This window comes from Novosphingobium naphthalenivorans NBRC 102051, from assembly GCF_001590985.1.
In the GTDB taxonomy this organism is placed as follows: Bacteria; Pseudomonadota; Alphaproteobacteria; order Sphingomonadales; family Sphingomonadaceae; genus Novosphingobium; species Novosphingobium naphthalenivorans.
Genome location: NZ_BCTX01000074.1, coordinates 1 through 23,012, shown reverse-complemented (window position 1 = coordinate 23,012; position 23,012 = coordinate 1). Strand labels below are relative to the sequence as shown.

The window sequence follows — 23,012 nt, the reverse complement described above, 5'->3', positions numbered from 1 at the left end:
GCACCTCGATGGTGCGATTAATGGGTTCTGACCCTAGCGCCTGGCGCCGCGGCTGACAATCGCTCCAAAATCGAGAACAATTGTTTCAAATTTGTGCGCCGCAAGGTTTCAATTGATGTCAATTTGACGAAAAAGAGCATGTCGACTATGCGCGAGCCGATTCTTGCATGAGAATTGCAGATATGCCCGCCAAGGCGGCCTTTGGCGTGCAATCTTTTGGAGGAGATGACATTGACCGCTTCCCTTAGCTACCCGCTCGAGAACCAGGGTATCACTACGTCGGCGCAGATATTCGCGAACCTCGGCACCGCGCCTCTGGTCGAGCAGGCTATCATCAACGGGGAGGGGGTGCTTTCGGCTGACGGTCCTTTCGTCGTTGCAACCGGCAAGCACACCGGCCGTTCGGCGAAAGACAAGTTCATCGTCCAGGACGCCGAAACGGAAAACACGGTGTGGTGGGGCAAGACCAATGTCCCGATGACGCCCGAGCACTTCGCCGCGCTGAAGGAGGATTTCCTCGCCGAAGTGGCCAAGCTGGACAAGGTCTATGTGGCTGACCTGTTCGGCGGCTCGCAGCCGGAGCATCGCGTCAACGTTCGCGTGATCAACGAACTCGCCTGGCACAACCAGTTCGTCCGCACCCTGCTGGTGCGTCCGACCGATGCGGAGCTGGCCGGTTTCGTGCCCGAATACACCATTATCGATCTTCCCAGCTTCCGCGCCGATCCGCTGCGCCACGGCTGCCGCAGCGAGACGATCGTGGCGGTCAACCTGAGCGAAAAGCTGATCCTGATCGGCGGCACCGCTTATGCGGGCGAGATGAAGAAGTCGGTCTTCGGCATTCTCAACTACCTGCTGCCGGTCAAGGGCGTGATGCCGATGCACTGTTCGGCCAACATCGGCCCGGACGGTGACACCGCCGTGTTCTTCGGCCTGTCGGGCACCGGCAAGACCACGCTTTCGGCCGACGCCTCGCGCACGCTCATCGGCGACGACGAGCATGGCTGGTCGGACACGGCCGTGTTCAACTTCGAAGGCGGCTGCTACGCCAAGGTGATCCGTCTTTCGGAAGAAGCTGAGCCGGAAATCTACGCCACCACCCGCCGCTTCGGCACGATCCTCGAAAACGTCGTGATCGATCCGGAAACCCGCAAGATCGACCTCGACGACAACACGCTGGCCGAGAACAGCCGTGGTTCGTACCCGATCGACTTCATTCCGAACTGCTCGAAGCACAACCTCGGTCCGGTTCCGCACAACATCATCTTCCTGACCGCTGACGCTTACGGCGTGCTGCCGCCGATCGCGCGTCTCACCCCGGATCAGGCGATGTATCACTTCCTCTCGGGCTACACCGCGCGTGTTGCCGGCACCGAGATCGGCGTGACCGAACCGGAAGCGACGTTCTCGACCTGCTTCGGCGCGCCGTTCATGCCGCGCCACCCCACCGTTTACGGCAACCTGCTCAAGGAGCGCATTGCCAAGGGCGGCGTGAAGTGCTGGCTGGTCAACACCGGCTGGTCGGGCGGCAAGGCCACGATGGAAGGCATCAAGCGTATGCCGATCAAGGCCACCCGTGCGCTGCTCAATGCCGCGCTCGACGGCAGCCTCAACAGCGCCCAGTTCAAGGAAGATCCGAACTTCGGTTTCGAGGTTCCGGTGGAAGTGCCGGGCGTCGATACCAAGCTGCTCGATCCGCGTGGCGCCTGGGCCGATCCGGCCGAATACGACAAGACCGCGGTGACGCTGGTCAATGCCTTCATCGAGAACTTCGAACAGTTCGAAGCGCATGTCGATGAAGGCGTGCGCAAGGCCGCGCCGAAGGCTGCGGTTTCGGCCTGATCGCCTGACTAACACGTGAATACAAGGGCCCCGGAACGTCAGTTCCGGGGCCCTTTGTTTTGTCACGAAAGGGGTGCATGGTTGCGGTTCAACAATAGGAGAACCGGTCATGGGACTTTTCGACGGCATTCTCAGCCAGGTCAGCGAACATGCGGATGTGGGCAATCTGGCCGGCCAGCTTGGCATCGATCCGGCCATAGCGGAAAAGGCGATCGCGGCACTCGGAATGGCGCATCAGCAGCCGGGCGACACCGCGCAGCTTGCCGCGCAGAAAACCGGGCTTGATCTCGGCATGATCCAGCAGATCATCGCCGCGATCGGCGGCGAACATTCGCTTACCGAGTTCGCCAGTCAGATCGCTTCCGATCCTTCGAAGATTTCCGCCCTGTTCGACCGCGACGGCGACGGCAGTGCCATCGATGACCTGACCGACATGGCCAAGGGCTTCTTCGGCAAGTCGTAAGCGCCGGCAATATCCCGCTCGCCACCGCTCCCGCCTGTGCAGGGAGCGGTGGCGGCAGTGCTCTTATACCAGCGTGCGATGAACATGACTCATGTACTCTCTCCCCTTCAGGGGAGAGATACGCAGGCTTGGCGGCTTGACCGCCTAGCCGGAGTTGAGAGGGGAACACCGGCGCACTTCCCCTCTCCCAACCCTCTCCCCTGAAGGGGAGAGGGCTTTATGGGTTCCGATCATCGCAGCTTGGTCTTAAGCCTTTACGCTCTGGATATAGGCGGTGATGTTGTCCGCCAGCACATCGAGCGGAACGTTTCCGCCATCGACCACGGCCTGATCGAAATCGCGCAGGTCGTAGGCCGAACCCAGGGCCGCGATAGCGCGCTCGCGCTGGCGGTTGATCTGGTTGTGGCCCATCTTGTAGCCGCAGGCCTGACCCGGCCATGAGCAGTAGCGGTCCACTTCGTTGACCACTTCCTCGCGCTTGTTGCCGTTCTTTTCCATGAAGAAACGCACGGCCTGTTCGCGGCTCCAGCCCTGCGAGTGCAGGCCGGTATCGACCACCATGCGGCAGGCGCGGAAAGCGATCGACTGCAGATAGCCGAGACGGCCGACCGGATCGTCGTCATAGGCGCCAAGCTCGTCGGCGAGTTGCTCGCCGTAAAGCGCCCAGCCTTCCGAATAGGCATTGAACGCCAGGATCGATCGGATCAGCGGCAGGCGGTTGGCATATTCGCCCTGCCAGACGTGGCCGGGGATCGACTCGTGATGGACGAGCGTGGGCAGGTCGTACTTGCGGTGCAGGTCCGTCGTGCGCAGGTTGATCCACATCTTGCCGGGGATTTTCCCGTCCTTCGATCCGGCGCCGCCATAAGCCGTCGGCGCGCCGGGTTCTTCCGCGAGCGGCAGGCGGCGCACTTCGACATTGCCCGGCACCAGCGTGCGGAAAGCGCGCGGCATCTGCGCGCGGATCCAGTCGATGCGGTGCTGGATGAAGGCGAGGATTTCCTTGCGGCCGGGATCGCCCTCGGGGAACATGAAGCGCTTGTCGCTGCCAAGCGCCGTCATGCGCTCGCCGACCGTGCCTTGCGTATAGCCCAGGCTCTTGAGGATCGGGTCCATGCGGCCGTGCAGTTCGGCCAGCTGGTCCTGCCCGAGCTGATGGATCTCCTCGGCCGGGACATGGGTGGTGGTGCTGGCACGCAGGGCCCAGGCGTAGAATCCGGCGCCATGCGGGCGCTCGCGCATCCCCGGATCGCCGGTGGCAAGGCCGCGCTGGCGTTGCAATTCGGCCAACTGGCGTTCGAGGGCGGGGACGATCTCTTGCGCAACGACCTGACTGGCCTGCTTTTCCCAATCGCCGGGAATGTCCGTGGTGCGCTTGACGAGCGAGTGCACCATGCCGCCGCCGTTGTTGCGGGCATCGGCAATCGTGCTGGTCATCTGTGCGATCGCCCGGTCGAGCAGGAAGTCGGGCGGGACCAGACCCTTGTCCGCCGCGCTGCGGATGCGGCCGAGTTCGCCGTCGAGCTGCTCGTCCATCTGGCCCAGGCGCGCCACGTAGGCATCGGCATCCTGTTCGTTGTGGACCGGGTGATCGGCATCGAGGAAGCGCGGGGTGTCGAGATAGGCACCCACGTTCTGGATCACGACATAAGGCGTGTTGCGCCAGCCGCCGACGGCGACATCGCCATAGGGCTGCGCGAAGCCGTCCAGCGCGGTGGCATAGGCGCTCTTGACGACGGCAAAGCTGGTGCGGGTGGAATGATCGAAGGCGGCGGTGTCGACGGTTTCGATGCGGGCGAGATCCTCGCGCAGCGTCCGCGCCAGCGCGTTGCAGCCTGCCTGCGAGCGGTCTTCCAGCCGGTAGCGCAGACCGGCATGTTCGCCGGTGTCGACACCAAGCCCGGTCGCGCCGCTGGGGCTCTGTTCGAGCAGGCGCCAGGCGATCGTGTCCAGCATGGCCGCGCTATCAGCGCTGGCCGTGGCCGCGCCGGCCGGTGCCGTCAGCGGGCGGACGAGGCCGCCGAACGCGATCCCGGCCGTTCCGGCAGCCAGCAGGTGGAGGGTTTCGCGCCGGGAAAGCGGGCGGCGCGTGGCGAAAGTCTGATTTTGGGGGGTGTTGTTCATGGACGGGTGATGGCCGCAGGTGCGGGACGAGTCAAACCGGCTCGCATAGCCTGCCGGTCTGGGCTACCAGCGGCCCATGAACATCGCGCTTTCCCTGCTCGTGCTGACCGCCCTTGCCCTGGTGTTGGGGGCCGTGGTCCTGTTCCGGCGCGAGGGCTACCGCAAGCAGGCCGCGCTGATGCTGACACTGGCCATCGTAATGGCGATCAATATCGCGATCTGGACACTGCCGACGCCGGACGGAAAATCGCTTTCCAGCGAGGCCCAAAAGGAACAGGCGCCGGAGTGATCTCCGGCGCCTGTGTATGTTCCGAAAGCGTGGCCGCTTACTTGATCGGGCAATCCGGCGAGAGGCGCATGTCGAGATAGTTGTCGACCGAGCGCATCAGGTCTTCGGTCTCGTGCTCGAAGAAGTGGTTGGCGCGCGGGATCTCGTCGTGGTGAATGGTGATGTGCTTCTGCGTGCGCAGCTTGTCGACCAGCTTCTGCACGGCGTTCGGCGTCACCACCGTGTCGGCGGTGCCCTGGACGATGATGCCCGAAGCCGGGCAAGGGGCCAGGAAGCTGAAGTCGTACATGTTGGCCGGCGGCGCCACCGAGATGAAGCCGCGGATTTCCGGACGGCGCATCAGCAGTTGCATACCGATCAGCGCGCCGAACGAATAGCCCGCGATCCAGGTGGTCGAGGCTTCCGGATGGATCGACTGCACCCAGTCGAGCGCGGCAGCCGCGTCGGACAGTTCGCCGATGCCGTTGTCAAAGCTGCCCTGGCTGCGGCCGACACCGCGGAAGTTGAAGCGCAGCACGGCGAACCCGCGGTTGACGAAAGTCTTGTAGAGGTGCTGAGTGATGCGATCGTTCATCGTGCCGCCCGCCTGCGGGTGCGGATGGAGAATCATTGCAACCGGCGCGCGCGGACGCGGGGCGGGCTGGAACCGGCCTTCGAGGCGACCTTCGGGACCGGGGAAAATGACTGCGGGCATGTGTTTTTCTGGCCTGACCTGTTGAAACTCCCGCACGGCGGCAGCGAATGGGCTCGCCTGCGCTGTACGGGAGTGGAAAAGGGAAGGTTCGCTATATAGAAATCTTTGCGTTGAAAACAACTTTACAAGCTACACGGCCGGGCCATGCGACCTGAACGGATCTATCTTGACTATGCCGCGACTACGCCGCTGTTTCCGCAAGCACGCGAGGCGTGGCTGCATGGCGCTGCCATCTGGGCCAATCCTTCAAGCCCGCACGCCGAGGGACGCGCTGCCCGTGCGGCGCTGGAGGATGCCCGCGCGCGGGTGAAAACGGCGCTGGGCTGGGATGGGGAAGTGGTCTTCACGTCCGGCGCAAGCGAGGCTCTCGCGATTGCTATGGGCCGTTCGAAAGCGCCGCTCGTGGCCGTGTCTCCTGTCGAGCACGATTCCGTGCTGCGTCTGGCCGGGGATGCGGTCCGGCTGGACGTGGATGGCTGTGGGCGGGTTGCGGCGGAAAGCACAGGGATGGCGGGGCTCGTCGCCGTGCAGCAGGTCAACAGCGAAACCGGCGTGGTTCAGGACCTGGCGGCCATTGCCCAGGCGGTGCGCTCCGCTGGCGGCGTCTTGCTGGCCGACTGCGCGCAAGGCGCGGGCAAGCGCGCGCTGCCGGAGGCCGATCTGATCGTGCTTTCGGCGCACAAGTTCGGCGGCCCTGTCGGAACTGGCGCGCTGCTGGTGCGGGACTGGAACCTGCTTCATCCCACCGGCGGGCAGGAACGCGGCTACCGGCCGGGGACCGAGAACCTGCCCGGCGTGCTGGCCATGGCCGCGGCCCTGGAGGCGGGGGCGGAGTGGATTGCCGAAGCGGGCCGTCTGCGCGCGCTTCTGGACGCGGCGATCGTGCAGGCCGGCGGCGAAATGGTCGCCGGTGGGGCAGAGCGCTCGCCCACCATCGGCGCCTACCGGATGCCGGGAAAGTCGGCCAATGCGCAGCTGATCCGCTTCGATGCCTTGGGCATTGCCGTCTCGGCAGGCAGCGCCTGTTCCTCAGGCTCGCTCAAGACCAGCCATGTGCTGCAGGCGATGGATTATCCGCATCCGTCCGAAGTGATCCGCGTTTCCATCGGGCGTGAAACCCGTGAAGATGAAGTCAGCCGCTTCATCGAAGCCTGGAAGCAGGTGGCCGGCGTCAAGGTGCAGGCATGATCTACCTCGACTATCAGGCGACCACGCCGCTGGCTCCGGAAGCGCGCGAGGCGATGCTGCCCTGGCTCGGCGGGCCGGAGACCATGGGCTTTGCCAATCCCCACAGCCCGCACCGGCCGGGCCGCGCGGCGGCTGCGGCGGTGGAAGTGGCACGCGAGCAAGTGGCCGCGCTGCTGCCGCCGGGCGGGCGGGTGATCTTCACCTCCGGCGCGACCGAGGCGATCAATCTGGCCATGGCCGGCAGCGGCACGCGGCGCTTTGCCGTCTCGGCCATCGAACATGCAGCGGTCCTGGATACCGCGCGAGCCCTTGATCCGGCCGTGCAAGTGATCCCGGCCGATGCCGAAGGGCTGACCGATCCCGGCATGGCCCTCGCGCCTGAGATCGGCCTTGTCGCGGTCATGCAGGTCAACAACGAGATCGGGACTATCCAGCCGGTCGAGCAATGGGCCGAGCGCGCCCATGGCGCCGGTGCGCTGTTCCTGTGCGACGCGGTTCAGGGCGTGGGCAAACTGGCGCCGCCGGGCAATGCGGACATGATCGCGGTTTCCGCGCACAAACTCTATGGCCCCAAGGGCATCGGCGCGCTGTGGCTGCGCGACGGGCTGGAGATCACACCGCTGATCCACGGCGGCGGGCAGGAGCAGGGGCTTCGCTCCGGCACATTGAGTCCAGCGCTCTGCGCGGGGTTCGGCGCAGCGGCGGCGCTGGCGAAAGCGCGCATGGAGGCCGATGCCGCACTGGTCGAAGACTTGTGGCAGCGCGCCCGGACGATCCTGCCCCGCTGGACGCTCAATGGATCGGCCACGCAGCGCTGGCACGGCAATCTCAATCTGCGCTTGCCGGGGCTCGATGTCGCGCGGCTGATGTCGGATCTGCGCGGGATAGCCTTTTCGGCGGGATCGGCCTGTGCCAGCGGATCGGGGCGGCCCAGTCATGTGCTGCGCGCGCTGGGATTGTCCGATAAGGATTGCAAAGCCTCTATCCGTCTGGGATTCGGGCGATATAGTGCCTCCGGGGACCTGGAGGATGCCTGCGCTGGAATAGATGCCGCTGCGGCGGCGCAGGGAGTCTGAATTGCTGAACGTGCTTTTTGTAATGGCTGACGGAAGCAAGGTGACGGCGCAAGCCGAACCGGGCGCGCGTCTGCTGGAAGTGGGGCAGAATGCAGGGATGCCGCTGGAGGGCACCTGCGAGGGACAGATGGCCTGTTCCACCTGCCATGTGATCATCGCGCCGGACTGGTTCGACAAGCTGCCGGCGGCCTCGATGGAGGAAGAGGACATGCTGGACCTCGCCGCCGGCGTGGCCCGCACCAGCCGCCTTTCGTGCCAGATCGAGCTGACCGAAGCGCTCGACGGGATCGAAGTCCGCATCCCCGGCGTCTCGCGCGATATGCAGATCGGCTAAATGGGGCCGGCGCGTCCGGCGCCCAAAGGTTGTGGTCAGCTTTCGGCTGAAGGCCCCTTCATTCTTCTGACCCAGCCGATCGCCAGCTTGATAGCCCATGCGATCAGGCCCAGCGGGATCAGGATCGTTGCGGCCATGATGAGGAAGGCGGCAATTGCCCCCAGGATGGAGGTGACGTTGCCGATCGCCATCCGTACCGGTGCCAGGAAACCGCCACTGCTAGGCGCCCCGGACTGATAGGTCAGATTGACGCGGCTGAAATTGACCCGTCCCTGCATTTCGGCCAGCCAGCTGCGGGCCTCGTCGATCTCTTCGTTGACTTGCGCGACACTGCGCTCTGCCTCCACGAGTTCGGCGACTTTGCCTGTGCGGGTGGCCAGAACTTCCATCAGCCGGTCGCGCAGCAGCGTGCGGGCGCGCAGGCGGGCCTCGGTATCGACGATCTGTTTCGACAGGTCTTCGCCCGAGATCGAACTGGAGATCTGCTGTCCGTCGGCTTTCCCGGCGATCTGGACAAGCTGGGTTCCGAAAGCGCGTGCCCGGGGTGCCGCCACGGCCAGAGAGAGCGAACCCGAAGCATAATCGCCTTCACCGCCGTTCTGTTGCATTTCGAGAATGCGGCATACCTGCGGCCCCTGTTTCTCGCAGAGGTCCGCCTGCTGGCGCTGAACTTCGGGGATGTGGTCTGCGGCAAGGCGGAAGCCGTAGTCATAGACATAGGCGATTTTCGGGCCGGAGGATGCGCTGACGGCAATCGGGCTGCCGTTCTGTTGGTTGGCCGGGGCGGCAGCCTCCTCCTTGATGTCGGCGGCGGTCAGATGATCCGCGGCGCCTGATCCAGCCTCTGGCGCCTGGCCGCAACCTGAAAGGGACATGCTGAAAAATGCGAGTACTAGAAGCGGCTTGCGCATGAAATTCCCCGTCTCGAATCGTGCGCGAACCTAACCTCTGTCTGAGCTATGGAAAACCGCGGTGTTCGGGCTTTGGTCCAGGCATCTGGACTGCTAGGGCTGTCCGGCCATGGTGAGCACGACCGACGACGAATCCGATCCTTTCGACGCAATCGTAGATGCGCCTTTCGACGCTGCCCTGTCGGAGCGCTATCTCGTTTATGCTCTCTCCACGATTACAGCGCGTTCGCTGCCGGACCTCAGGGATGGCCTGAAGCCGGTGCACCGCCGCCTGCTGTGGGCGATGCGGCAGCTCAAGCTCGATCCGGCCAGTGCCTACAAGAAGAGTGCCCGCGTCGTCGGCGACGTGATCGGTAAGTACCACCCGCATGGCGATGCCTCGGTCTATGATGCCATGGTCCGCCTCGCGCAGGACTTCTCGCTGCGCTATCCGCTGGTGCAGGGGCAGGGCAACTTCGGCAATATCGACGGCGATAATGCCGCCGCCTACCGCTACACCGAAGCGCGCCTGACCAAGACCGCGATCCAGCTCATGGCCGGGCTGGACGAAGGCACGGTCGATTTCATCCCGACCTACAATGGCGAGGAAAGCGAGCCGGATATCTTCCCCGGCCTGTTCCCGAACCTGCTCGCCAATGGCGCCACTGGCATTGCCGTGGGCATGGCGACCTCGATCCCCAGCCACAACGTCGCCGAGATCATCGATGCGACGCTGATGCTGATCGACAATCCCCATGCCGAGCACGCCCAGCTGATGGAAGTGTTCAAGGGACCGGACTTCGCCACCGGCGGCCTCGTGGTCGACAGCCCGGAGGCGATCAGCCACGCCTACGAGACCGGCAAGGGTGCATTCCGGATGCGCGGGCGGTTCTCCACGGGTAAGGATACGGCCGGCAACTGGGAAGAGACCGGCATCGAAAAGCTCGGCGGCGGCCAGTGGCAGATCGTCGTGTCCGAAATCCCCTACATGCTCGCCAAGGGCAAGCTGATCGAGCAGGTCGCCCAGCTCATCGCCGACAAGAAGCTGCCGATCCTCGAAGACGTGCGCGACGAGAGCGACGAGCAGATCCGCATCGTGTTCGTGCCCAAGAGCCGCAATGTCGATCCGGAGCTGCTGAAGGAAAGCCTCTACCGGCTGACCGATCTGGAAAGCCGCTTCAGCCTCAATCTCAACGTGCTGGATTCGCAGCGCACGCCCGGCGTGATGGGCCTCAAGCTGCTGTTGCAGGAGTGGACCTACAATCAGATCGATATCCTGCTGCGCCGCACCCGGCACCGGCTGGAGAAAATCGCCTCGCGGCTGGAACTGGTCGAAGGCTATATCATTGCCTATCTCAACCTTGACCGGATCATTGAGATCATCCGAACCGAGGATGAGCCCAAGGCGGTGATGATGGCCGAGTTCAACCTGACCGACCGGCAGGCCGAGGCGATCCTCAACATGCGGCTGCGCTCCTTGCGCAAGCTGGAGGAAATGGAACTGCGGCAGGAACACGCGGACCTGCTGAAGGAGCAGGACGAGCTGCAGAAGCTGCTCGAAAGCCCGGCCCGCCAGCGCACCCGCCTCAAGCGCGACCTGGCCACGCTGCGCAAGGATTACGCCGAAGACACCGAACTCGGCCGCCGCCGCACCACCATCGCGCAGGCCACGCCGACAGTCGAATTCTCGATGGACGCGATGATCGAGAAAGAGCCGGTGACAGTGATCCTCTCCGCCAAGGGCTGGATCCGCGCGGCCAGGGGGCATGTGCCTCTGGATGGCGATTTCAAGTTCAAGGAAGGCGATGGCCCTGCTTTCGCATTCCACGCGCAGACGACCGACAAGATCCTGATCGCGGTGGACAATGGCCGCTTCTACACGCTCGGCGCGGACAAGCTGCCCGGCGCGCGCGGTTTTGGTGAGCCGATCCGCACCATGGTCGATATCGATTCCGATGCCCATATCGTCGCCGCGATGCCGCACAAGCCGAAGTCGCAGCTGCTGCTGGCCTCGAACGCCGGGCGCGGCTTTGCGGTGGAGACTGACGAGATCATGGCCGAAACGCGCAAGGGCAAGGCGGTGATGTCCACCAAGCCCGGCGTGCAATTGATGATCGTGCGAGAGATCCCGCCCGAGCACGATCACGTGGCCGTGGTGGGCGACAACCGCAAGCTGGTGATCTTCAGCCTTGAGGAACTGCCGGTCATGGCCAAGGGGCAGGGCGTCACCCTGCAGCGCTATCGCGACGGCGGCATGTCGGACGTGACGACGCTCAAGCTGGAAGACGGCCTGTCCTGGACCATGGGCGGCGATACCGGCCGCACCCGGACCGAGAAGGACATGGTGATGTGGAAGGTCGCGCGCGGCGCGGCAGGCCGCCTGCCGCCCAACGGCTTCCCACGCGACAACAAGTTCTGAGTTGTTTCTCCTCCCCCTTGATGGGGGAGGGATACGCAGGCTTGGCGGCTTGTCTGCATAGCCGAAGTTGGGTGGGGGGAGGTCGAGGCATTGCGCTTCTTGGTCCCCATCCAACTGAGTCTAATACCATCGAAACTCATGCACCTTTCGTTCGTCATTGCGAGCCCGAAGGGTGAAGCAATCCAGGGCGGTTTGCGCCTACTCTGGATTGCCGCGCCGGCTGCAGCCAAGCTGCAGTTTATCCTGAGCGGCTGGCTTGCCAGCCAGCCGAAGGGCCTCCTCGCAATGACGAAGGGCAGAGAAGAGCACTTTGGTATAAGTTCGCTGTGCTCGCCAAGGCTTCGTATCCTTCCCCCATCGAGGGGGAAGGGCGGGGCGTTACGCCTCTTCTGCGGGCTGCGGATGGTGGGGCACCAGGATCAGCGTGTTGTTCTCCACCCGCCAGCTGGCAAGGCGCGAGAGCAGGTTCATGCCGATCACATTGGCATCGCCCAGGCCCGGCGCGACCACGGCATCCAGTTCGTGTGCGACGATATTGCCCATGCGCAGTTCGCCGATGGTCGTCACTTGCGCCTGAATGGTGCCGTTGGCGGTGCGCATCAGCACCGAGCGATCGAGAGGGCCCGGGCGCAGGCTGGCACGGCTTGCGGTCTCGGGCGAAAGCGCGGTGAGCGTCGCGCCGGTATCGACGAGGAAATCCCGCTCGACGCCGTTCACGCTGGCGCGGATCCAGAAATGGCCGTCGGGCTGCATCGGCACGCGGGTCTCGTTGCCTTCCACGCTCTGGCGCGGCATACCGAGCTGGGGGAGGGCGATGTCCACTCCGGTGGTGAAGCGCGTGGCTTGGGCAACTGTCAGCAGCAGGGCCGCCAGCAGGCCGAGGTTGCCCACGCCGCGCACGAACCCGCCCAGAATGGGCGCCCAGCGCCGCATCATGCCGCCGAGAACGCTCACCAGAATGCCGCCTACGGCCAAGGCCAGCAGCGGTTGGCTGGCAAGGTAGGAGGTGATTTCGGGTAGGTTCATGAGCGGCATCTAGCAGGATGCAGCTTGACGGGGGCTGACTGACAGCAGGGCGAGTTAGGCCCTGTTGACAAAGTTAGGTAGCCATCGACGGATGGCGGCCAGATTAAGGAAGCTGGCGAACGAGAGCGCGGTCTTGTCATAGCGGGTTGCGATGCGCCGTTGATGCTTGAGGTGACCGAACATGCGCTCGATGCGGTTGCGGTCCCGATAGCGGCGGAAGTCGCATACTATGGGCTCGCGCCGATTGGCTTTTGGCGGGATGATCGGCAGAATGCCGCGCATCAGCAGGTTTGCCCGGACAGCATCGCCGTCATATCCTTTGTCTGCCAGCAAAGCTTGGGGCTTGTTGACCGGCAACGCCATCAGATCGTCGACCGCCCCGTAATCCGAGGCCTCGCCGCCGGTCAGGATGAAGCCGAGAGGCCGTCCCTGATTGTCGCATCGGGCGTGGACCTTGCACGAAAAGCCGCCGCGTGATCGACCAAAAGCCTCCTTATGAGTCCCCCTTTAGCGTCCGCTGCCGAAACGTGGCCGCGAACCGTGGTGCTGTCGATCATGTGTTGCCAGTCGTCGGTCAGCCCGAACTCGACCAGCGTGGCCAGGACTGCATCCCAGACGCCTTGCTCGGCCCATCGCCGGAACCGCACGTAGACCGAGTTCCACTTGCCGTAGCGTTCATGCATGTTGCGCCACGGGCAGCCAACACGCAGCACATGAAGCATGCCATTCAGAAATCGCCGATTGTCATGGGCGGGACGCGCCTTTCGACCGCGCTCCGAGGGCAGCAGTCCCTCGATCACGTCCCATTCCTGGTCCGTCAGATTACCACGCGCCATCGCCGCTCCCCGCAAAGAGAAGCCTTGAATCAGAGATCAACCCATTTGTGAATCGTCATAGTTCAGCGTCTGCGGGTGGGCGCACGTTTTTGCGGTGACGAAAATCGCAAGCACCGTACTCTGCGAAATTCACCCGCGCTTGAAGCAATGACAGCGAGCCATTCGGACCGCCCCGCACCAACTCAGCATCGTGGTCGTCTTGGCCGTCATCTTCCCAAAAACACACGGGGCAAATCTCATAGCCACCTCGCTCCGAGAGCGTAGCGAAACGGCAGCATGGACACCTGAAGGCCCGTCCTTCCGTATAAGGTTCAATGACGTTGAGAAACTTCACTCAAGGACAGTCGCCGTGGCCGCCAACTTTGTCAACAGGGCCTAGGGCTGGAGGATCAGCCTGTTCCCTTCCACCCGCCAACTGGCGAGATGTGAGAGCAGGTTCATGCCGATCACGTTGACGTCGCTTTCCGCGCTGGGGGCAATGGCGACGGTGAGGTCCTTTGCCTCGATTCCGCCGAAGCGCAGCGAATTCGCCGTGGCCCGCCGCGCCACGATCGGGCCGTTGGCGGTGTCGAGCACCATCCCGCCATCGCCCGCGTCCGGCACCAGACCCGCGCGTTGGGCCGTGGCGCTCGACACGCCGGTATAAGTCGCGCCGGTATCGATCAGGAATTCCACCGGAACGCCGTTGAGCTGGGCCTCCACCCAGAAATGCCCGTCGACGCGCTGCGAAACCACGGTCTGGTTGCCTTCGACCGAGGCCGGGCGCGTGCGGTCGAGCCAGAAGGCGGCTTCCGAGCGGGTGTTGTGTGTCGCCACTTGCGCCACTGTCAGCAGCAGCGCGGCAGCGAGGCCGAGATAAGCGGTGTTGCGCAGGCCGTTGCTGAGTTCGGGACGGTTCGCGGACAGCATCCCCGCCAGCACGGCGAGCAGGATCGCCGCGATGGTCAGCGCCAGCAGCGGCTGGTCGTAGAGGAAACGGCCCAGCTCGCCCAGATTCACGCCGTGCGGTCTTCCAGTTCCGCATCGAGCAGAGCTTCGACGCGGCCTTCATCGGGAAAGCCCTCGGCGATCCAGCGATCTTCCACCCGGTGCAGAAGACGCGCGACTTCCGGACCGGCGCCGACGCCGCGCGCGACGATCTGGCCGCCCTTGAGCGGGAATACCGGAATATCCCAGCCTGCGAGCGGCGCAGTGTCCGCGCCTGCCAGCAGCAGCCGGTCGAGCGCGCTGTCCGTGCCGAAGCGATAGGCAAGCGCACGGGCATCGCCGGGCTGCGCTTCGCGTGCGGCGGCGGTGGCGAGCCGCTTCTTCTGCGCGGCGGACAGGCGGAAGCGCGAGGCGACCTGTTCGGCGAGCGGCACTTGCGCGGGCAGCAGTGCGGCAAGGCGGCGCAGCGCGTCCGGGGCGGCGGCCTGCGCCTTCTCATTGGCGACGAGTGCGGCAAGCGCCTGCGGATCGGCTTCGGGCAGGATGACGGCGAGCACGCCCAGTTCCGCCATGCGCTGCACGGTCGGGGCCGGATCGGGCAGACCCAGCAGGTTCATCGTTTCCATGCCCACCCGCTCGCGCGACAGCCCCTTGAGCGTGGCGGCGAGTTCCGCACAGGCACTTTCCGCTTCTTCGTCAGCCGGTTGTGTTCCGAACCTTGCCTGAAACCGGAAGTAGCGCAGGATGCGCAAGTGATCTTCACGGATGCGCTGGCGGGCATCGCCGATGAAGCGCACGTGGCGCTTTTCGAGATCGGCCAGGCCATCGAAGTAATCGAAAATCTCGCCGGTTGCCGGATCGGCGTAGAGCGCATTGATCGTGAAATCGCGCCGCGCCGCATCTTCGCGCCAGTCGCTGGCGAAAGCGACAGTAGCGCGGCGGCCATCAGTGCTGACGTCATGGCGCAGCGTCGTGATTTCCACCGGGCCGCCGGGCAGCACGGCCGTGACAGTGCCGTGCTCGATGCCGGTCGGCACATTGCGGATGCCGGCCGCGTTCAGGCGTTCGATCACTTCTTCGGGGCGCAGCAGCGTCGCCATGTCGATGTCCTTGACCGGCTGGCCGAGCAAGGTGTCGCGCACGGCGCCGCCGACGAAACGGGCATTGCCGGCCCCCAGCGCGGCGTTCAGCGCGGCGATGTCCGCGCGGTGCATCCAGGGGGCGTCGAGCTTATGGGTCATTTTGCAACTCCGCGCATCCCGGGCTTGTCGCGGGGTGCTCGTGCAGGGCCGACCCGGCCTTCGGCAGGCTCGGGATGGGCGGACGGGAGGATCAGGTGGTCAGGCCGCATTCCAGTCCAGCCTGTGCGAAAGGTTGTGCAGGATCGCGCCGGTCACGCCCCAGATGACATGATCCTGCTGCCCGTCCGGCCAGACGATCTCGACGAACGCGTGCTTGCGGTTCTGGAAGTCCACGGTGCGCGTCGCCTGATTGGCGGGATCGAGCACGAAGTCGACTGGCACTTCGAACCACTGCGCCACTTCGGCGGGGTTGGGCTGGATCGGCAGGTCGGGCGGGACGAGGCCGATGACAGGCGTGATCTCGTAACCGCTGCCGGTGCGGTAGCGGTCGCTGGTGCCGATCACGCGGACGTCGCGGGGATCGATGCCCAGCTCTTCATGAGCCTCGCGCAGGGCGGCTTCAATCGCGGTTTCCCCCGGATCGATGCGGCCGCCGGGAAAGGCGATCTGGCCGGGGTGGGCGCGCATCGTGGACGGGCGGTGGAGCAGCAGCATACCGGGCCGCTCGCGTTCGGTGATCGCGATCAGCACGGCCGCGGGCTTGAAGCTGTCCATCGCGCGCGTGCGCGGATCGATCCACAGGGTGGACGGGGCCTTGGCGTGCCCGGCCTCCAGGCGGCGGGCGACCTGATCGAAGAGCGTCGTCATGACGGCTGCAGTGCGAAGCGCATGCCCTGGCTGCTCACCGACAGGTCATCGCTTTCCAGCGCGATCTCCGCCAGCTGGGCGTAAGTGCTGCGGTTGAGCCGTGCCTCGGCGCCATGGCGCACGCCCAGGTAAATCGCGGGCGTATCGGGATCGCCTTCCACGCGGATGGGGTGCTGGGGCCCGGCAATCACGAGATCGTCGGTGTTGAGCTTGAAGACGAGCGCATCGCCGTCCTGCTTGACATCGATCGCCACGAAGGCCGCGTCATCGACGGCGATCGCCAGCTTCTGCGTGGGCGTAACCAGCCAGTGCTGCCCATCCGCGCCGCGCAGCAGCAGCGAGGCGAAGGCGCGCACCATCGCCGGACGCTTGATCTCGCCGCCCTGGTGGAACCAGCGCCCGTCCGCCGCGATGCGCATCTCGCTGTCGCCCGTGGCCTCGGGGGACCACTGCGAAACCGGCGGCAGTTTGCGCGCCGCCACCAGTTCGGCAGCTTCGGCCAGCGAAAGCGCGGCAAGCTCGGGGGGCGGGTCGTAAGGCATCGTTGCGCGATGCCAGATAGGGTGCCTCGCGCCAAGGTCCAGAGGCGGGCTTTACCCCAGCCAGGGGCCGAGCGTGCCCTTTTCGGGAAGCACCGCCGGGTTCTCGCAGCGCACCAGCAGGCGGCTCTGCTCGAACGGGCCGGGCAGGCTCCAGCCGCCGGTGTACTGGTTGGTGAAGCCCCAGAAGCGGCCGTAGTACTCCGGATCGCCGATCATCACTTGCGGCAGCGGCGCGCGGGAATCGATGCAGGCGAGGCTGGCCGAGACCAGCGCCTGCCCGTAACCCTCGCCCTGATGTTCGGGCATGACGGCCACCGGGCCGACCATGATCATCGGATGCGCGCGGCCGTTTTCGTCGTTGAGCGCGACCGGCCAGCACTGGATCGTGCCGACCAGCATCTCGTCCCCGTCGAGCGCGGCAAAGCTTAGCGCGGGCAGCCAGTCCACGCCATCGCGCACTTTGTAGGCGGTGCGCTGGCGTCGCTCGGGCTCGAACGCGCAGTCGAGCAATTGCTCGACCAGAACGGGATCGACATTGTCGAGCGGGATGATGGTGGCGGTATCCGACATGGCGCGCGCCGATAGGAGCGCGGGGGCTTTTTGTCGATTCAATTCGCGCATGTGCCGGTGAACACGCGCGGGCAGAGGCCTTTTCCCCGGCCTTGCACTTGCCCCGCCTTGCCGCTCGGGAGGGAAAGGCGATAGCCTTGGGGCATGACAACCCCGATGCCTCTCATCCGGTCCGGTGATTTCGTGATTGGCGTCGATGAAGCCGGGCGCGGGCCGCTGGCCGGGCCGGTCGTGGCCGGAGCCGTCGTGCTGTGCAAGCCCCGTCCCGCCGGGCTCGACGATTCCAAGAAGCTTTCGAAAGCGCGCCGGGGTGAGCTCGAAGCGACGATCAAGCGCCGCTGTACCTGGGCAGTGGGTGTGGTCGATGTCGAGGAGATCGACCGGCTCAACATCTTCGGCGCGACGATGCTGGCCATGACCCGCGCTGTCCTTTCGCTGTGCGAGCAGCTTGGCGGCGAACCGGCCGAAGTGCTGGTGGACGGCAATCTCACGCCGCATGGGAGAACGGCCGACTGGCGCTGGAAGGCGCGTGCGATCGTCGGCGGCGATGCGCTGGAGCCGTGCATTTCGGCCGCGTCGATCATCGCCAAGGAACATCGCGACCGGATGATGCGTCAACTGGCTGAAATCCACCCGCACTATGGGTGGGAGCGCAATGCCGGCTATGGCACGGCCGAACATCTGGCGGCGCTGCGCGAACATGGGCCGACGCCGCACCACCGGCGCAGTTTCGCGCCGGTCGCGCAACTGGAAATGCCCCTCTAGCGGGCGCAACGGAGAAGCAGGCGGTATGGCGAAGGGTTTCACGGCAGAGGATGTCCCCTCGCAGGCTGGCAAGTGCTTCCTCGTTACCGGGGCCAACACCGGGCTCGGTTTCGAGGCGTCCAAAGTGCTGGCCGCTCGCGGCGCGCGTGTGCTGATGGCCTGCCGCAGCGAGGACAACGCGCGCCACGCGATCGAGCGCATTCGCATGGCCGTCCCTGGCGCGAACCTGTCGTTCGTTCATCTCGATCAGGCGGATATCGGCTCGGTCCACGAATGCGCGCACAAGGTCATCGCGGAGGAGCCGCGGCTCGATGTGCTGGTCAACAATGCAGGCGTCATGGTTCCGCCGCTCCAGCGCACGGCGCAGGGGCATGAACTGCAGTTCGGCGTCAATCACCTCGCGCCTTTCGCTCTGACCGGCCTGCTGCTGCCCAAGCTGGCCGAGACGCCGGGTGCGCGTGTCGTCATCACGTCCAGCCTTGCGCATCAGCGCGGTAAGATCGACTGGGACGATATCGACGCGCACAAGAGCTACAACCGCAGCCAGCGCTATTCGGACAGCAAGCTGATGAACCTGCTGCATATGGTCGAACTGGACCGGCGGCTCAGGGCAGCGGGGTCTCCGGTCAGCGCGATGGCTTGTCATCCCGGCCTGGCCAGGACCAGCCTCGACCGGCACAGCGCCTTCTTCCGCGTGTTGTTCCCGCTGGCCGGTCTGATCTTCAATACTGCGGCGCAAGGCGCCTGGCCGACCTTGCAGGCGGCGGCTGATCCGGATGCGGTGCCGGGCGAATTCTATGGTCCGCAGCGCATGGGCGGGGCGTCCGGCCCGTCCGGCATTGCCAAGCGCACGGCGAAGTCGCGCGATCCGGAACTGGCCGGCCGGCTCTGGAAAATCTCCGAGGAAATGACCGGCGTCACTTATCCCTTGCCGGCATAGCCACGAATTTTTTCCGCTGAGTCCCACAGGGCACAGCCACCACATATTGAGTCGGCGTGCGTCCGCCTGACTCGATATCTTGTGCCGGATTCGTTTTGTTCTGCTGATGGGTGTCAGGAATCCCAAGGATTCCCAACGAGTCGCGACTTGACGTAGAGTCCGCAAAGACTCACCATGGGGGCAATCCACAGATATTCAGAACACCTTCAGCGGAGCATTCATGGGTCAGGTACTCGTCAAGGAACGGATTCGTGCGCGAGCACCGGCGCCTACGCCGAAAGAGCTCCTGCCGCTCGGCCAGATCATTCCGGGCGACTGCGTCGCGGCGATGCGCACCATTCCCGACGCGTCCGTGGACATGATTTTCGCCGATCCGCCCTATAACCTGCAGCTCGGCGGCGACCTGTCGCGGCCTGACGGCAGCCATGTCGATGCCGTGACCGACGATTGGGACAAGTTCTCCAGCTTCGCCACTTATGACCAGTTCACTCGCGACTGGCTCAAAGAAGCGCGCCGCGTGCTCAAGCCCGAGGGCTCGATCTGGGTGATCGGTTCCTACCACAACATCTTCCGCGTCGGCGCGATCATGCAGGACATGGGGTTCTGGATCCTCAACGACATCGTCTGGCGTAAGGCGAACCCGATGCCCAACTTCAAGGGCACGCGCTTCACCAATGCGCACGAGACGCTGATCTGGGCCTCGATGGGCGAGAAGTCGAAGTACACTTTCAACTACCGCGCGATGAAAACGCTCAACGACGAGCTGCAGATGCGCTCGGACTGGGTGCTGCCGATCTGCGGCGGGCAGGAGCGGCTCAAGAAGGGCGGGCACAAGGTTCACCCGACGCAGAAGCCTGAAGCGCTGCTTTACCGTGTCATGCTGGCGACCACCAACAAGGGCGATGTCGTGCTCGATCCGTTCTTCGGCACCGGCACCACCGGCGCCGTCGCCAAGCGCCTGGGGCGCGACTGGATCGGCTGCGAGCGCGAGGATGCCTATCGCGACGCCGCGCGCGAACGCATCGACATGGCGCTGGAGCTGGACGAATCCGCGCTCAAGACGATGCAGTCCAAGCGCACCGCGCCCAAGGTGGCGTTCGGCACGCTGATCGAGACCGGCTGGATCGTGCCCGGCACGCAGCTCACGGACAAGAAGGGCCGTTTCGTGGCTACCGTGCGGGCCGACGGCTCGCTGCTGTCGGGCACCGAAAGCGGCTCCATCCACGGCGTCGGGGCCAAGCTGCAGGGTGCGCCGTCGTGCAACGGCTGGACCTTCTGGCACCTGGAACATGAGGGAGAGATCAAGCCGATCGATGCCATTCGCCAGCTTTACCTGCTCGCAACCGAGCCCTGATTCGGGCGCTCGAAAAGGACTGAATTGTCCCGGAGTTGAGTTGGGGGAGTGTGCAAAGGCGCGAAGAAGAGACCGGCGTCGGGGGGTGCCGACAGGTTGCAGCGATGCAGCTACCGCAGGGTAATGCAGGGGCCTTGCCTTGCGGACATCTTCTTCGCGCCTTTGCCCTTTTTGCGAACCATCCTAAGGCATCCCGCCATATCAGCCGCGCTCGCGTGAGAACGGGAAAGCAAGCATGACCCGATCCCTCTACATCCGCCCCATTGCCCTTGCCGACAGCCCGCAAAGCGAGGAGGGCGAAGCGGTCCGCCTTGGTGGCGCAATGGTCTGGGCCAGCCGGTTCGCCCTGATCGTGCGCGAGCATGGCCGGATTGTTTCCCGCGAGCGCCTTTCGGCAGCAGAGATGCCCGCGGCGCTGGGCGCTTTGGCTGCCGATCTGCGCGAACAGGCGGACACGCAGTGGGACAACTTGCGCAAGGTCCACGCGCCGCTGCAATGCGGTGCTCGCACGATCCGCCTTGAGCAGCCGCAGGTCATGGGCATCCTCAACATGACGCCCGACAGCTTTTCCGATGGCGGCCAGTTTCTCGACGATCCGCAGGTTGCCGGAGACCATGCCGCAGCCATGCTCGAAGCCGGGGCGGCGATCATCGACGTGGGCGGGGAATCCACCCGCCCCGGTGCAGGCGCGGTCTGGGAGGGCGACGAGATCAAGCGCGTGGTGCCGATGGTGGAACGCCTCGCGGCGATGGGCGCGGCGATCAGCATCGACACGCGCCGGCCGGCGGTGATGGAGGCCAGCCTGCAGGCAGGCGGGCATATCATCAACGACGTCTCGGCGCTGCGCTACGATCCGCGCAGCCAGGAACTGGCGGCATCGAGCGGAGCGCCGGTGGTGCTGATGCACGCTCCCGGCAAGGCGGACGATCTGCATTCGAACGGGGACTATGCCGATGTCGTGCTCGACGTGTTCGACTGGCTTGCCCGGCGGCGCGACGAGGCGGTGGCGGCGGGGATCGCTCCCGGACGGATCGTGCTCGATCCGGGCATCGGCTTCGGCAAGACCCTTGCCGAGAACCTCGCGCTGATGAATGCCTTGCCGCTGTTCCATGCACTGGGCCACCCGCTGCTGGTGGGCGTGAGCCGCAAGCGCATGATCGGCGCGCTGTCGAACGAGGCGCAGCCGCACGAGCGTCTGGGCGGTTCGATCATGCTGGCGGTCAAGGCAATGGAGGCCGGGACGCATATCCTGCGCGTGCACGATGTGCCCGAAACCGTACAGGCGGCACGCGTCTGGCGCGGCCTGCGCGATGCGGCGCTGACCGATTTCAGCCAACTCTCGCACTAAGGGATGCTGTAAAGCTGTACCTTGGATAAACCGCAGATTTCTGCGGGATTAACAGCCCGCACCGCTTGTGTGATCCAGGCATCACAACTGCGGCTCAGGGCTCGTATCGTCCCGGGCAGGCCACAATTCGCCGTTTGGCCGGGATGAAAACCGGACTTCGGATCGTTCCTCCTACCAAGCGCGGGCAATTGGGCCTCGCGTCATCAAGGAAAGGGATGATCCCATGAAGCAGACCACCGTTTTCCGTGCCGCCGTCATTGCCGCTCTCGCCGTTCCCGCGACGGTCGCCATGGCCGCCGCGCCGATGATGTACGAAGAGACGATCGCCCGCCAGGAAGAGGCACGCATCATCCAGTCGCCGATCGGCGGTGTCGAGAACGCCAAGTGGTTCGACTACCGCATCAACGTGACCGAGTCGCAGAAGGAACTGGCCAGCGACCTCAAGCGCGCCACCGATATCGAGGATACCCGCGATGCCTGGGGCGAATATGCCCATGAACTGAAGGACAATCGCCACGACTATGTGAAGGCGATGGCCAAGAAGGGCTACCGCATCCCGCAGGTCTATTTCGAGGACTGACCTCGCCGCGCAGCGGGCCGCCTCAGGCCGCGAGCGCGCGTGCCTCTGCCGCTCTCTCTTCCGTCACGCGGAAGAGGGGGCGGCTCAGGCTGCGTTGTCGATGCCGAGTTCGGAGAGCTTGCGGTAGAGCGTAGAGCGACCGATGCCGAGGCGGCGGGCCACTTCGGTCATGCGGCCCCGGTAGAGCCCGATGGCCAGGCGAATGACGTCCGCCTCGATCTCTTCGAGCGGGCGCAAGTTGCCGTCTGGGGTATAAAGCATGACGCCCGAACTTTCCTGCACCGGGTTGCCGGCGACGTGGGAGGGACCGGTGCCGAGAATGCTCAGAAGCTGCGGAAAATCTTCGGATGTCAGCGCGTCGCCGTCGCAGAAGACGGCCGCGCGGAACAGCACGGCCTGGAGCTGGCGCACATTGCCCGGCCAGTCGTATGCTGCCAGCAGCGAGAGCGCGCCGTCGGTAATGCCCAGCTCGCGCAGGCCCGGCTGCTCGCCGATACGCGCGAGGAAGAAGCGGGTGAGGGCGGGAATATCGCCGATCCGCTCCCGCAGGGGCGGCAGCAGGATTTTCGTCGTGGAAATCGCGTCCAGCAGTTCGGGCAGGAAATGCCCCTGATCGACCAGATCCTGCAGCGGCAGGTTGCTCGCGCTGATCAGGCGCACGTCGATGCGGAACGAATAAGGCGCGCCGATCGGGCGGACGTCGCTCTTGCGGATCGATTCGAGCAGCCGTTCCTGCACCGAGAGCGGCAGGCGGTCGATTTCGTCGAGCGCGAGCGTGGCGCCGTCGCAATGCTGCAGGGCGCCGATCTGGCGGTCGAAGGCGCCGGGAAACGAGCCTTTTTCATGCCCGAACAGC

General features: G+C 65.0%; 23 protein-coding genes and 1 pseudogene. 12 read left to right on the top strand and 12 right to left on the bottom strand.

What is annotated here, in order from left to right; genetic code table 11:
• Window positions 1-225 precede the first annotated feature (225 nt).
• Window positions 226-1,842: a phosphoenolpyruvate carboxykinase gene (locus NN5_RS19650; RefSeq protein WP_067737265.1), complete on the top strand. Its 1,617-nt coding sequence runs from the start codon at window positions 226-228 to the stop codon at window positions 1,840-1,842.
• Window positions 1,843-1,951: 109 nt separating this feature from the next.
• Window positions 1,952-2,305: a hypothetical protein gene (locus tag NN5_RS19645; protein ID WP_067737262.1), complete on the top strand. Its 354-nt coding sequence runs from the start codon at window positions 1,952-1,954 to the stop codon at window positions 2,303-2,305.
• A gap of 246 nt (window positions 2,306-2,551) precedes the next feature.
• Here the strand turns inward: NN5_RS19645 and NN5_RS19640 are convergent, their stop codons facing one another.
• The gene (locus NN5_RS19640) at window positions 2,552-4,429 is read right to left on the bottom strand and encodes a DUF885 domain-containing protein (protein WP_067737259.1); all 1,878 of its coding nucleotides are present in this window, start codon (window positions 4,427-4,429) and stop codon (window positions 2,552-2,554) included.
• A 76-nt stretch (window positions 4,430-4,505) separates the two neighbouring features.
• On the opposite strand from NN5_RS19640, the gene NN5_RS19635 reads away from it, so the two are divergent.
• On the top strand, window positions 4,506-4,718 hold the full coding sequence (locus NN5_RS19635; RefSeq protein ID WP_067737256.1) for a hypothetical protein: 213 nt from the start codon (window positions 4,506-4,508) through the stop codon (window positions 4,716-4,718).
• Between the two features lie 37 nt (window positions 4,719-4,755).
• Here NN5_RS19635 and NN5_RS19630 read toward each other — a convergent pair whose 3' ends face one another.
• Entirely contained in the window at window positions 4,756-5,412 is a 657-nt protein-coding gene (locus NN5_RS19630; RefSeq protein ID WP_067737254.1) for an alpha/beta hydrolase, read from the bottom strand.
• 144 nt (window positions 5,413-5,556) lie between these two features.
• Here NN5_RS19630 and NN5_RS19625 point away from each other — a divergent pair, with 144 nt between their 5' ends.
• From NN5_RS19625 to NN5_RS19615, 3 genes are read left to right on the top strand one after another with little or no spacing between them, the layout of a single operon-like run.
• A complete protein-coding gene (locus NN5_RS19625) occupies window positions 5,557-6,600 on the top strand; it encodes a cysteine desulfurase family protein (RefSeq protein ID WP_067737252.1) in 1,044 nt (347 codons plus the stop codon).
• Window positions 6,597-7,676: a cysteine desulfurase family protein gene (locus NN5_RS19620; protein ID WP_067737250.1), complete on the top strand. Its 1,080-nt coding sequence runs from the start codon at window positions 6,597-6,599 to the stop codon at window positions 7,674-7,676. Before NN5_RS19625 ends, NN5_RS19620 begins: the two co-directional genes overlap by 4 nt.
• Before the next feature lie 22 nt (window positions 7,677-7,698).
• Window positions 7,699-8,010 carry a 2Fe-2S iron-sulfur cluster-binding protein gene (locus tag NN5_RS19615; RefSeq protein WP_245656618.1) on the top strand — a complete coding sequence of 104 codons (312 nt, stop codon included), beginning with the start codon at window positions 7,699-7,701 and terminating at the stop codon, window positions 8,008-8,010.
• Window positions 8,011-8,045: 35 nt separating this feature from the next.
• Here the strand turns inward: NN5_RS19615 and NN5_RS19610 are convergent, their stop codons facing one another.
• A complete protein-coding gene (locus NN5_RS19610) occupies window positions 8,046-8,885 on the bottom strand; it encodes a DUF4349 domain-containing protein (protein ID WP_245656617.1) in 840 nt (279 codons plus the stop codon).
• Between the two features lie 145 nt (window positions 8,886-9,030).
• Between NN5_RS19610 and parC the strand changes: the two genes are divergently transcribed.
• Window positions 9,031-11,319: a DNA topoisomerase IV subunit A gene (parC, locus tag NN5_RS19605; protein WP_067737241.1), complete on the top strand. Its 2,289-nt coding sequence runs from the start codon at window positions 9,031-9,033 to the stop codon at window positions 11,317-11,319.
• Window positions 11,320-11,697: 378 nt separating this feature from the next.
• Here the strand turns inward: parC and NN5_RS19600 are convergent, their stop codons facing one another.
• The 8 genes and pseudogenes from NN5_RS19600 to NN5_RS19565 form a co-directional block, all read right to left on the bottom strand.
• Window positions 11,698-12,345: a retropepsin-like aspartic protease family protein gene (locus NN5_RS19600; protein WP_157081219.1), complete on the bottom strand. Its 648-nt coding sequence runs from the start codon at window positions 12,343-12,345 to the stop codon at window positions 11,698-11,700.
• A 54-nt stretch (window positions 12,346-12,399) separates the two neighbouring features.
• Window positions 12,400-13,181, bottom strand: a pseudogene (locus tag NN5_RS27425) (IS5 family transposase).
• A gap of 55 nt (window positions 13,182-13,236) precedes the next feature.
• A complete protein-coding gene (locus tag NN5_RS27340) occupies window positions 13,237-13,515 on the bottom strand; it encodes a CPCC family cysteine-rich protein (RefSeq protein WP_084385056.1) in 279 nt (92 codons plus the stop codon).
• 41 nt (window positions 13,516-13,556) lie between these two features.
• Window positions 13,557-14,180 (bottom strand): retropepsin-like aspartic protease family protein, encoded by a 624-nt coding sequence (locus tag NN5_RS19585; RefSeq protein ID WP_067737230.1) that lies wholly within the window; start codon window positions 14,178-14,180, stop codon window positions 13,557-13,559.
• Window positions 14,177-15,349, bottom strand: a complete 1,173-nt coding sequence (locus tag NN5_RS19580; RefSeq protein WP_067737227.1) for a CCA tRNA nucleotidyltransferase — start codon at window positions 15,347-15,349, stop codon at window positions 14,177-14,179. Before NN5_RS19580 ends, NN5_RS19585 begins: the two co-directional genes overlap by 4 nt.
• A 99-nt stretch (window positions 15,350-15,448) precedes the next feature.
• Window positions 15,449-16,057: a CoA pyrophosphatase gene (locus NN5_RS19575; protein ID WP_067737224.1), complete on the bottom strand. Its 609-nt coding sequence runs from the start codon at window positions 16,055-16,057 to the stop codon at window positions 15,449-15,451.
• On the bottom strand, window positions 16,054-16,599 hold the full coding sequence (locus tag NN5_RS19570; RefSeq protein WP_067737222.1) for a DUF1285 domain-containing protein: 546 nt from the start codon (window positions 16,597-16,599) through the stop codon (window positions 16,054-16,056). Before NN5_RS19570 ends, NN5_RS19575 begins: the two co-directional genes overlap by 4 nt.
• Window positions 16,600-16,650: 51 nt before the next feature.
• Window positions 16,651-17,169 (bottom strand): GNAT family N-acetyltransferase, encoded by a 519-nt coding sequence (locus NN5_RS19565; protein ID WP_067737268.1) that lies wholly within the window; start codon window positions 17,167-17,169, stop codon window positions 16,651-16,653.
• A 144-nt stretch (window positions 17,170-17,313) separates the two neighbouring features.
• Here NN5_RS19565 and rnhB point away from each other — a divergent pair, with 144 nt between their 5' ends.
• From rnhB to NN5_RS19540, 5 genes are all read left to right on the top strand, one after another.
• Window positions 17,314-17,934: a ribonuclease HII gene (gene rnhB, locus NN5_RS19560; RefSeq protein WP_067737219.1), complete on the top strand. Its 621-nt coding sequence runs from the start codon at window positions 17,314-17,316 to the stop codon at window positions 17,932-17,934.
• A 25-nt stretch (window positions 17,935-17,959) separates the two neighbouring features.
• Window positions 17,960-18,874, top strand: a complete 915-nt coding sequence (locus tag NN5_RS19555; protein WP_067737216.1) for an oxidoreductase — start codon at window positions 17,960-17,962, stop codon at window positions 18,872-18,874.
• Window positions 18,875-19,094: 220 nt separating this feature from the next.
• Window positions 19,095-20,228: a site-specific DNA-methyltransferase gene (locus tag NN5_RS19550; RefSeq protein ID WP_067737213.1), complete on the top strand. Its 1,134-nt coding sequence runs from the start codon at window positions 19,095-19,097 to the stop codon at window positions 20,226-20,228.
• A 235-nt stretch (window positions 20,229-20,463) separates the two neighbouring features.
• Window positions 20,464-21,576: a dihydropteroate synthase gene (gene folP / locus NN5_RS19545; RefSeq protein WP_067737210.1), complete on the top strand. Its 1,113-nt coding sequence runs from the start codon at window positions 20,464-20,466 to the stop codon at window positions 21,574-21,576.
• A 223-nt stretch (window positions 21,577-21,799) separates the two neighbouring features.
• The gene (locus NN5_RS19540) at window positions 21,800-22,156 is read left to right on the top strand and encodes a hypothetical protein (protein WP_067737207.1); all 357 of its coding nucleotides are present in this window, start codon (window positions 21,800-21,802) and stop codon (window positions 22,154-22,156) included.
• An 84-nt stretch (window positions 22,157-22,240) separates the two neighbouring features.
• Here the strand turns inward: NN5_RS19540 and NN5_RS19535 are convergent.
• Window positions 22,241-23,012: sigma-54-dependent transcriptional regulator (locus tag NN5_RS19535; protein ID WP_169801020.1), on the bottom strand; the 772-nt coding region annotated here is incomplete at its 5' end.

Bases quoted from the DNA above. Each gene is read 5' to 3' on its own strand.
- NN5_RS19600 (WP_157081219.1), bottom strand. From the start codon at position 12,345: ATGAACCTACCCGAAATCACCTCCTACCTTGCCAGCCAACCGCTGCTG.
- NN5_RS19640 (WP_067737259.1), bottom strand. From the start codon at position 4,429: ATGAACAACACCCCCCAAAATCAGACTTTCGCCACGCGCCGCCCGCTT.
- NN5_RS19650 (WP_067737265.1), top strand. From the start codon at position 226: ATGACATTGACCGCTTCCCTTAGCTACCCGCTCGAGAACCAGGGTATC.
- NN5_RS19615 (WP_245656618.1), top strand. From the start codon at position 7,699: ATGGCTGACGGAAGCAAGGTGACGGCGCAAGCCGAACCGGGCGCGCGT.
- NN5_RS19550 (WP_067737213.1), top strand. From the start codon at position 19,095: ATGGGTCAGGTACTCGTCAAGGAACGGATTCGTGCGCGAGCACCGGCG.
- NN5_RS19610 (WP_245656617.1), bottom strand. From the start codon at position 8,885: ATGTCCCTTTCAGGTTGCGGCCAGGCGCCAGAGGCTGGATCAGGCGCC.
- rnhB (WP_067737219.1), top strand. From the start codon at position 17,314: ATGACAACCCCGATGCCTCTCATCCGGTCCGGTGATTTCGTGATTGGC.
- NN5_RS19625 (WP_067737252.1), top strand. From the start codon at position 5,557: ATGCGACCTGAACGGATCTATCTTGACTATGCCGCGACTACGCCGCTG.
- NN5_RS19575 (WP_067737224.1), bottom strand. From the start codon at position 16,057: ATGACGACGCTCTTCGATCAGGTCGCCCGCCGCCTGGAGGCCGGGCAC.
- NN5_RS19570 (WP_067737222.1), bottom strand. From the start codon at position 16,599: ATGCCTTACGACCCGCCCCCCGAGCTTGCCGCGCTTTCGCTGGCCGAA.
- NN5_RS19565 (WP_067737268.1), bottom strand. From the start codon at position 17,169: ATGTCGGATACCGCCACCATCATCCCGCTCGACAATGTCGATCCCGTT.
- NN5_RS19540 (WP_067737207.1), top strand. From the start codon at position 21,800: ATGAAGCAGACCACCGTTTTCCGTGCCGCCGTCATTGCCGCTCTCGCC.
- NN5_RS19580 (WP_067737227.1), bottom strand. From the start codon at position 15,349: ATGACCCATAAGCTCGACGCCCCCTGGATGCACCGCGCGGACATCGCC.
- NN5_RS19555 (WP_067737216.1), top strand. From the start codon at position 17,960: ATGGCGAAGGGTTTCACGGCAGAGGATGTCCCCTCGCAGGCTGGCAAG.
- folP (WP_067737210.1), top strand. From the start codon at position 20,464: ATGACCCGATCCCTCTACATCCGCCCCATTGCCCTTGCCGACAGCCCG.
- NN5_RS19630 (WP_067737254.1), bottom strand. From the start codon at position 5,412: ATGCCCGCAGTCATTTTCCCCGGTCCCGAAGGTCGCCTCGAAGGCCGG.
- NN5_RS19635 (WP_067737256.1), top strand. From the start codon at position 4,506: ATGAACATCGCGCTTTCCCTGCTCGTGCTGACCGCCCTTGCCCTGGTG.
- NN5_RS19645 (WP_067737262.1), top strand. From the start codon at position 1,952: ATGGGACTTTTCGACGGCATTCTCAGCCAGGTCAGCGAACATGCGGAT.
- NN5_RS19620 (WP_067737250.1), top strand. From the start codon at position 6,597: ATGATCTACCTCGACTATCAGGCGACCACGCCGCTGGCTCCGGAAGCG.
- parC (WP_067737241.1), top strand. From the start codon at position 9,031: ATGGTGAGCACGACCGACGACGAATCCGATCCTTTCGACGCAATCGTA.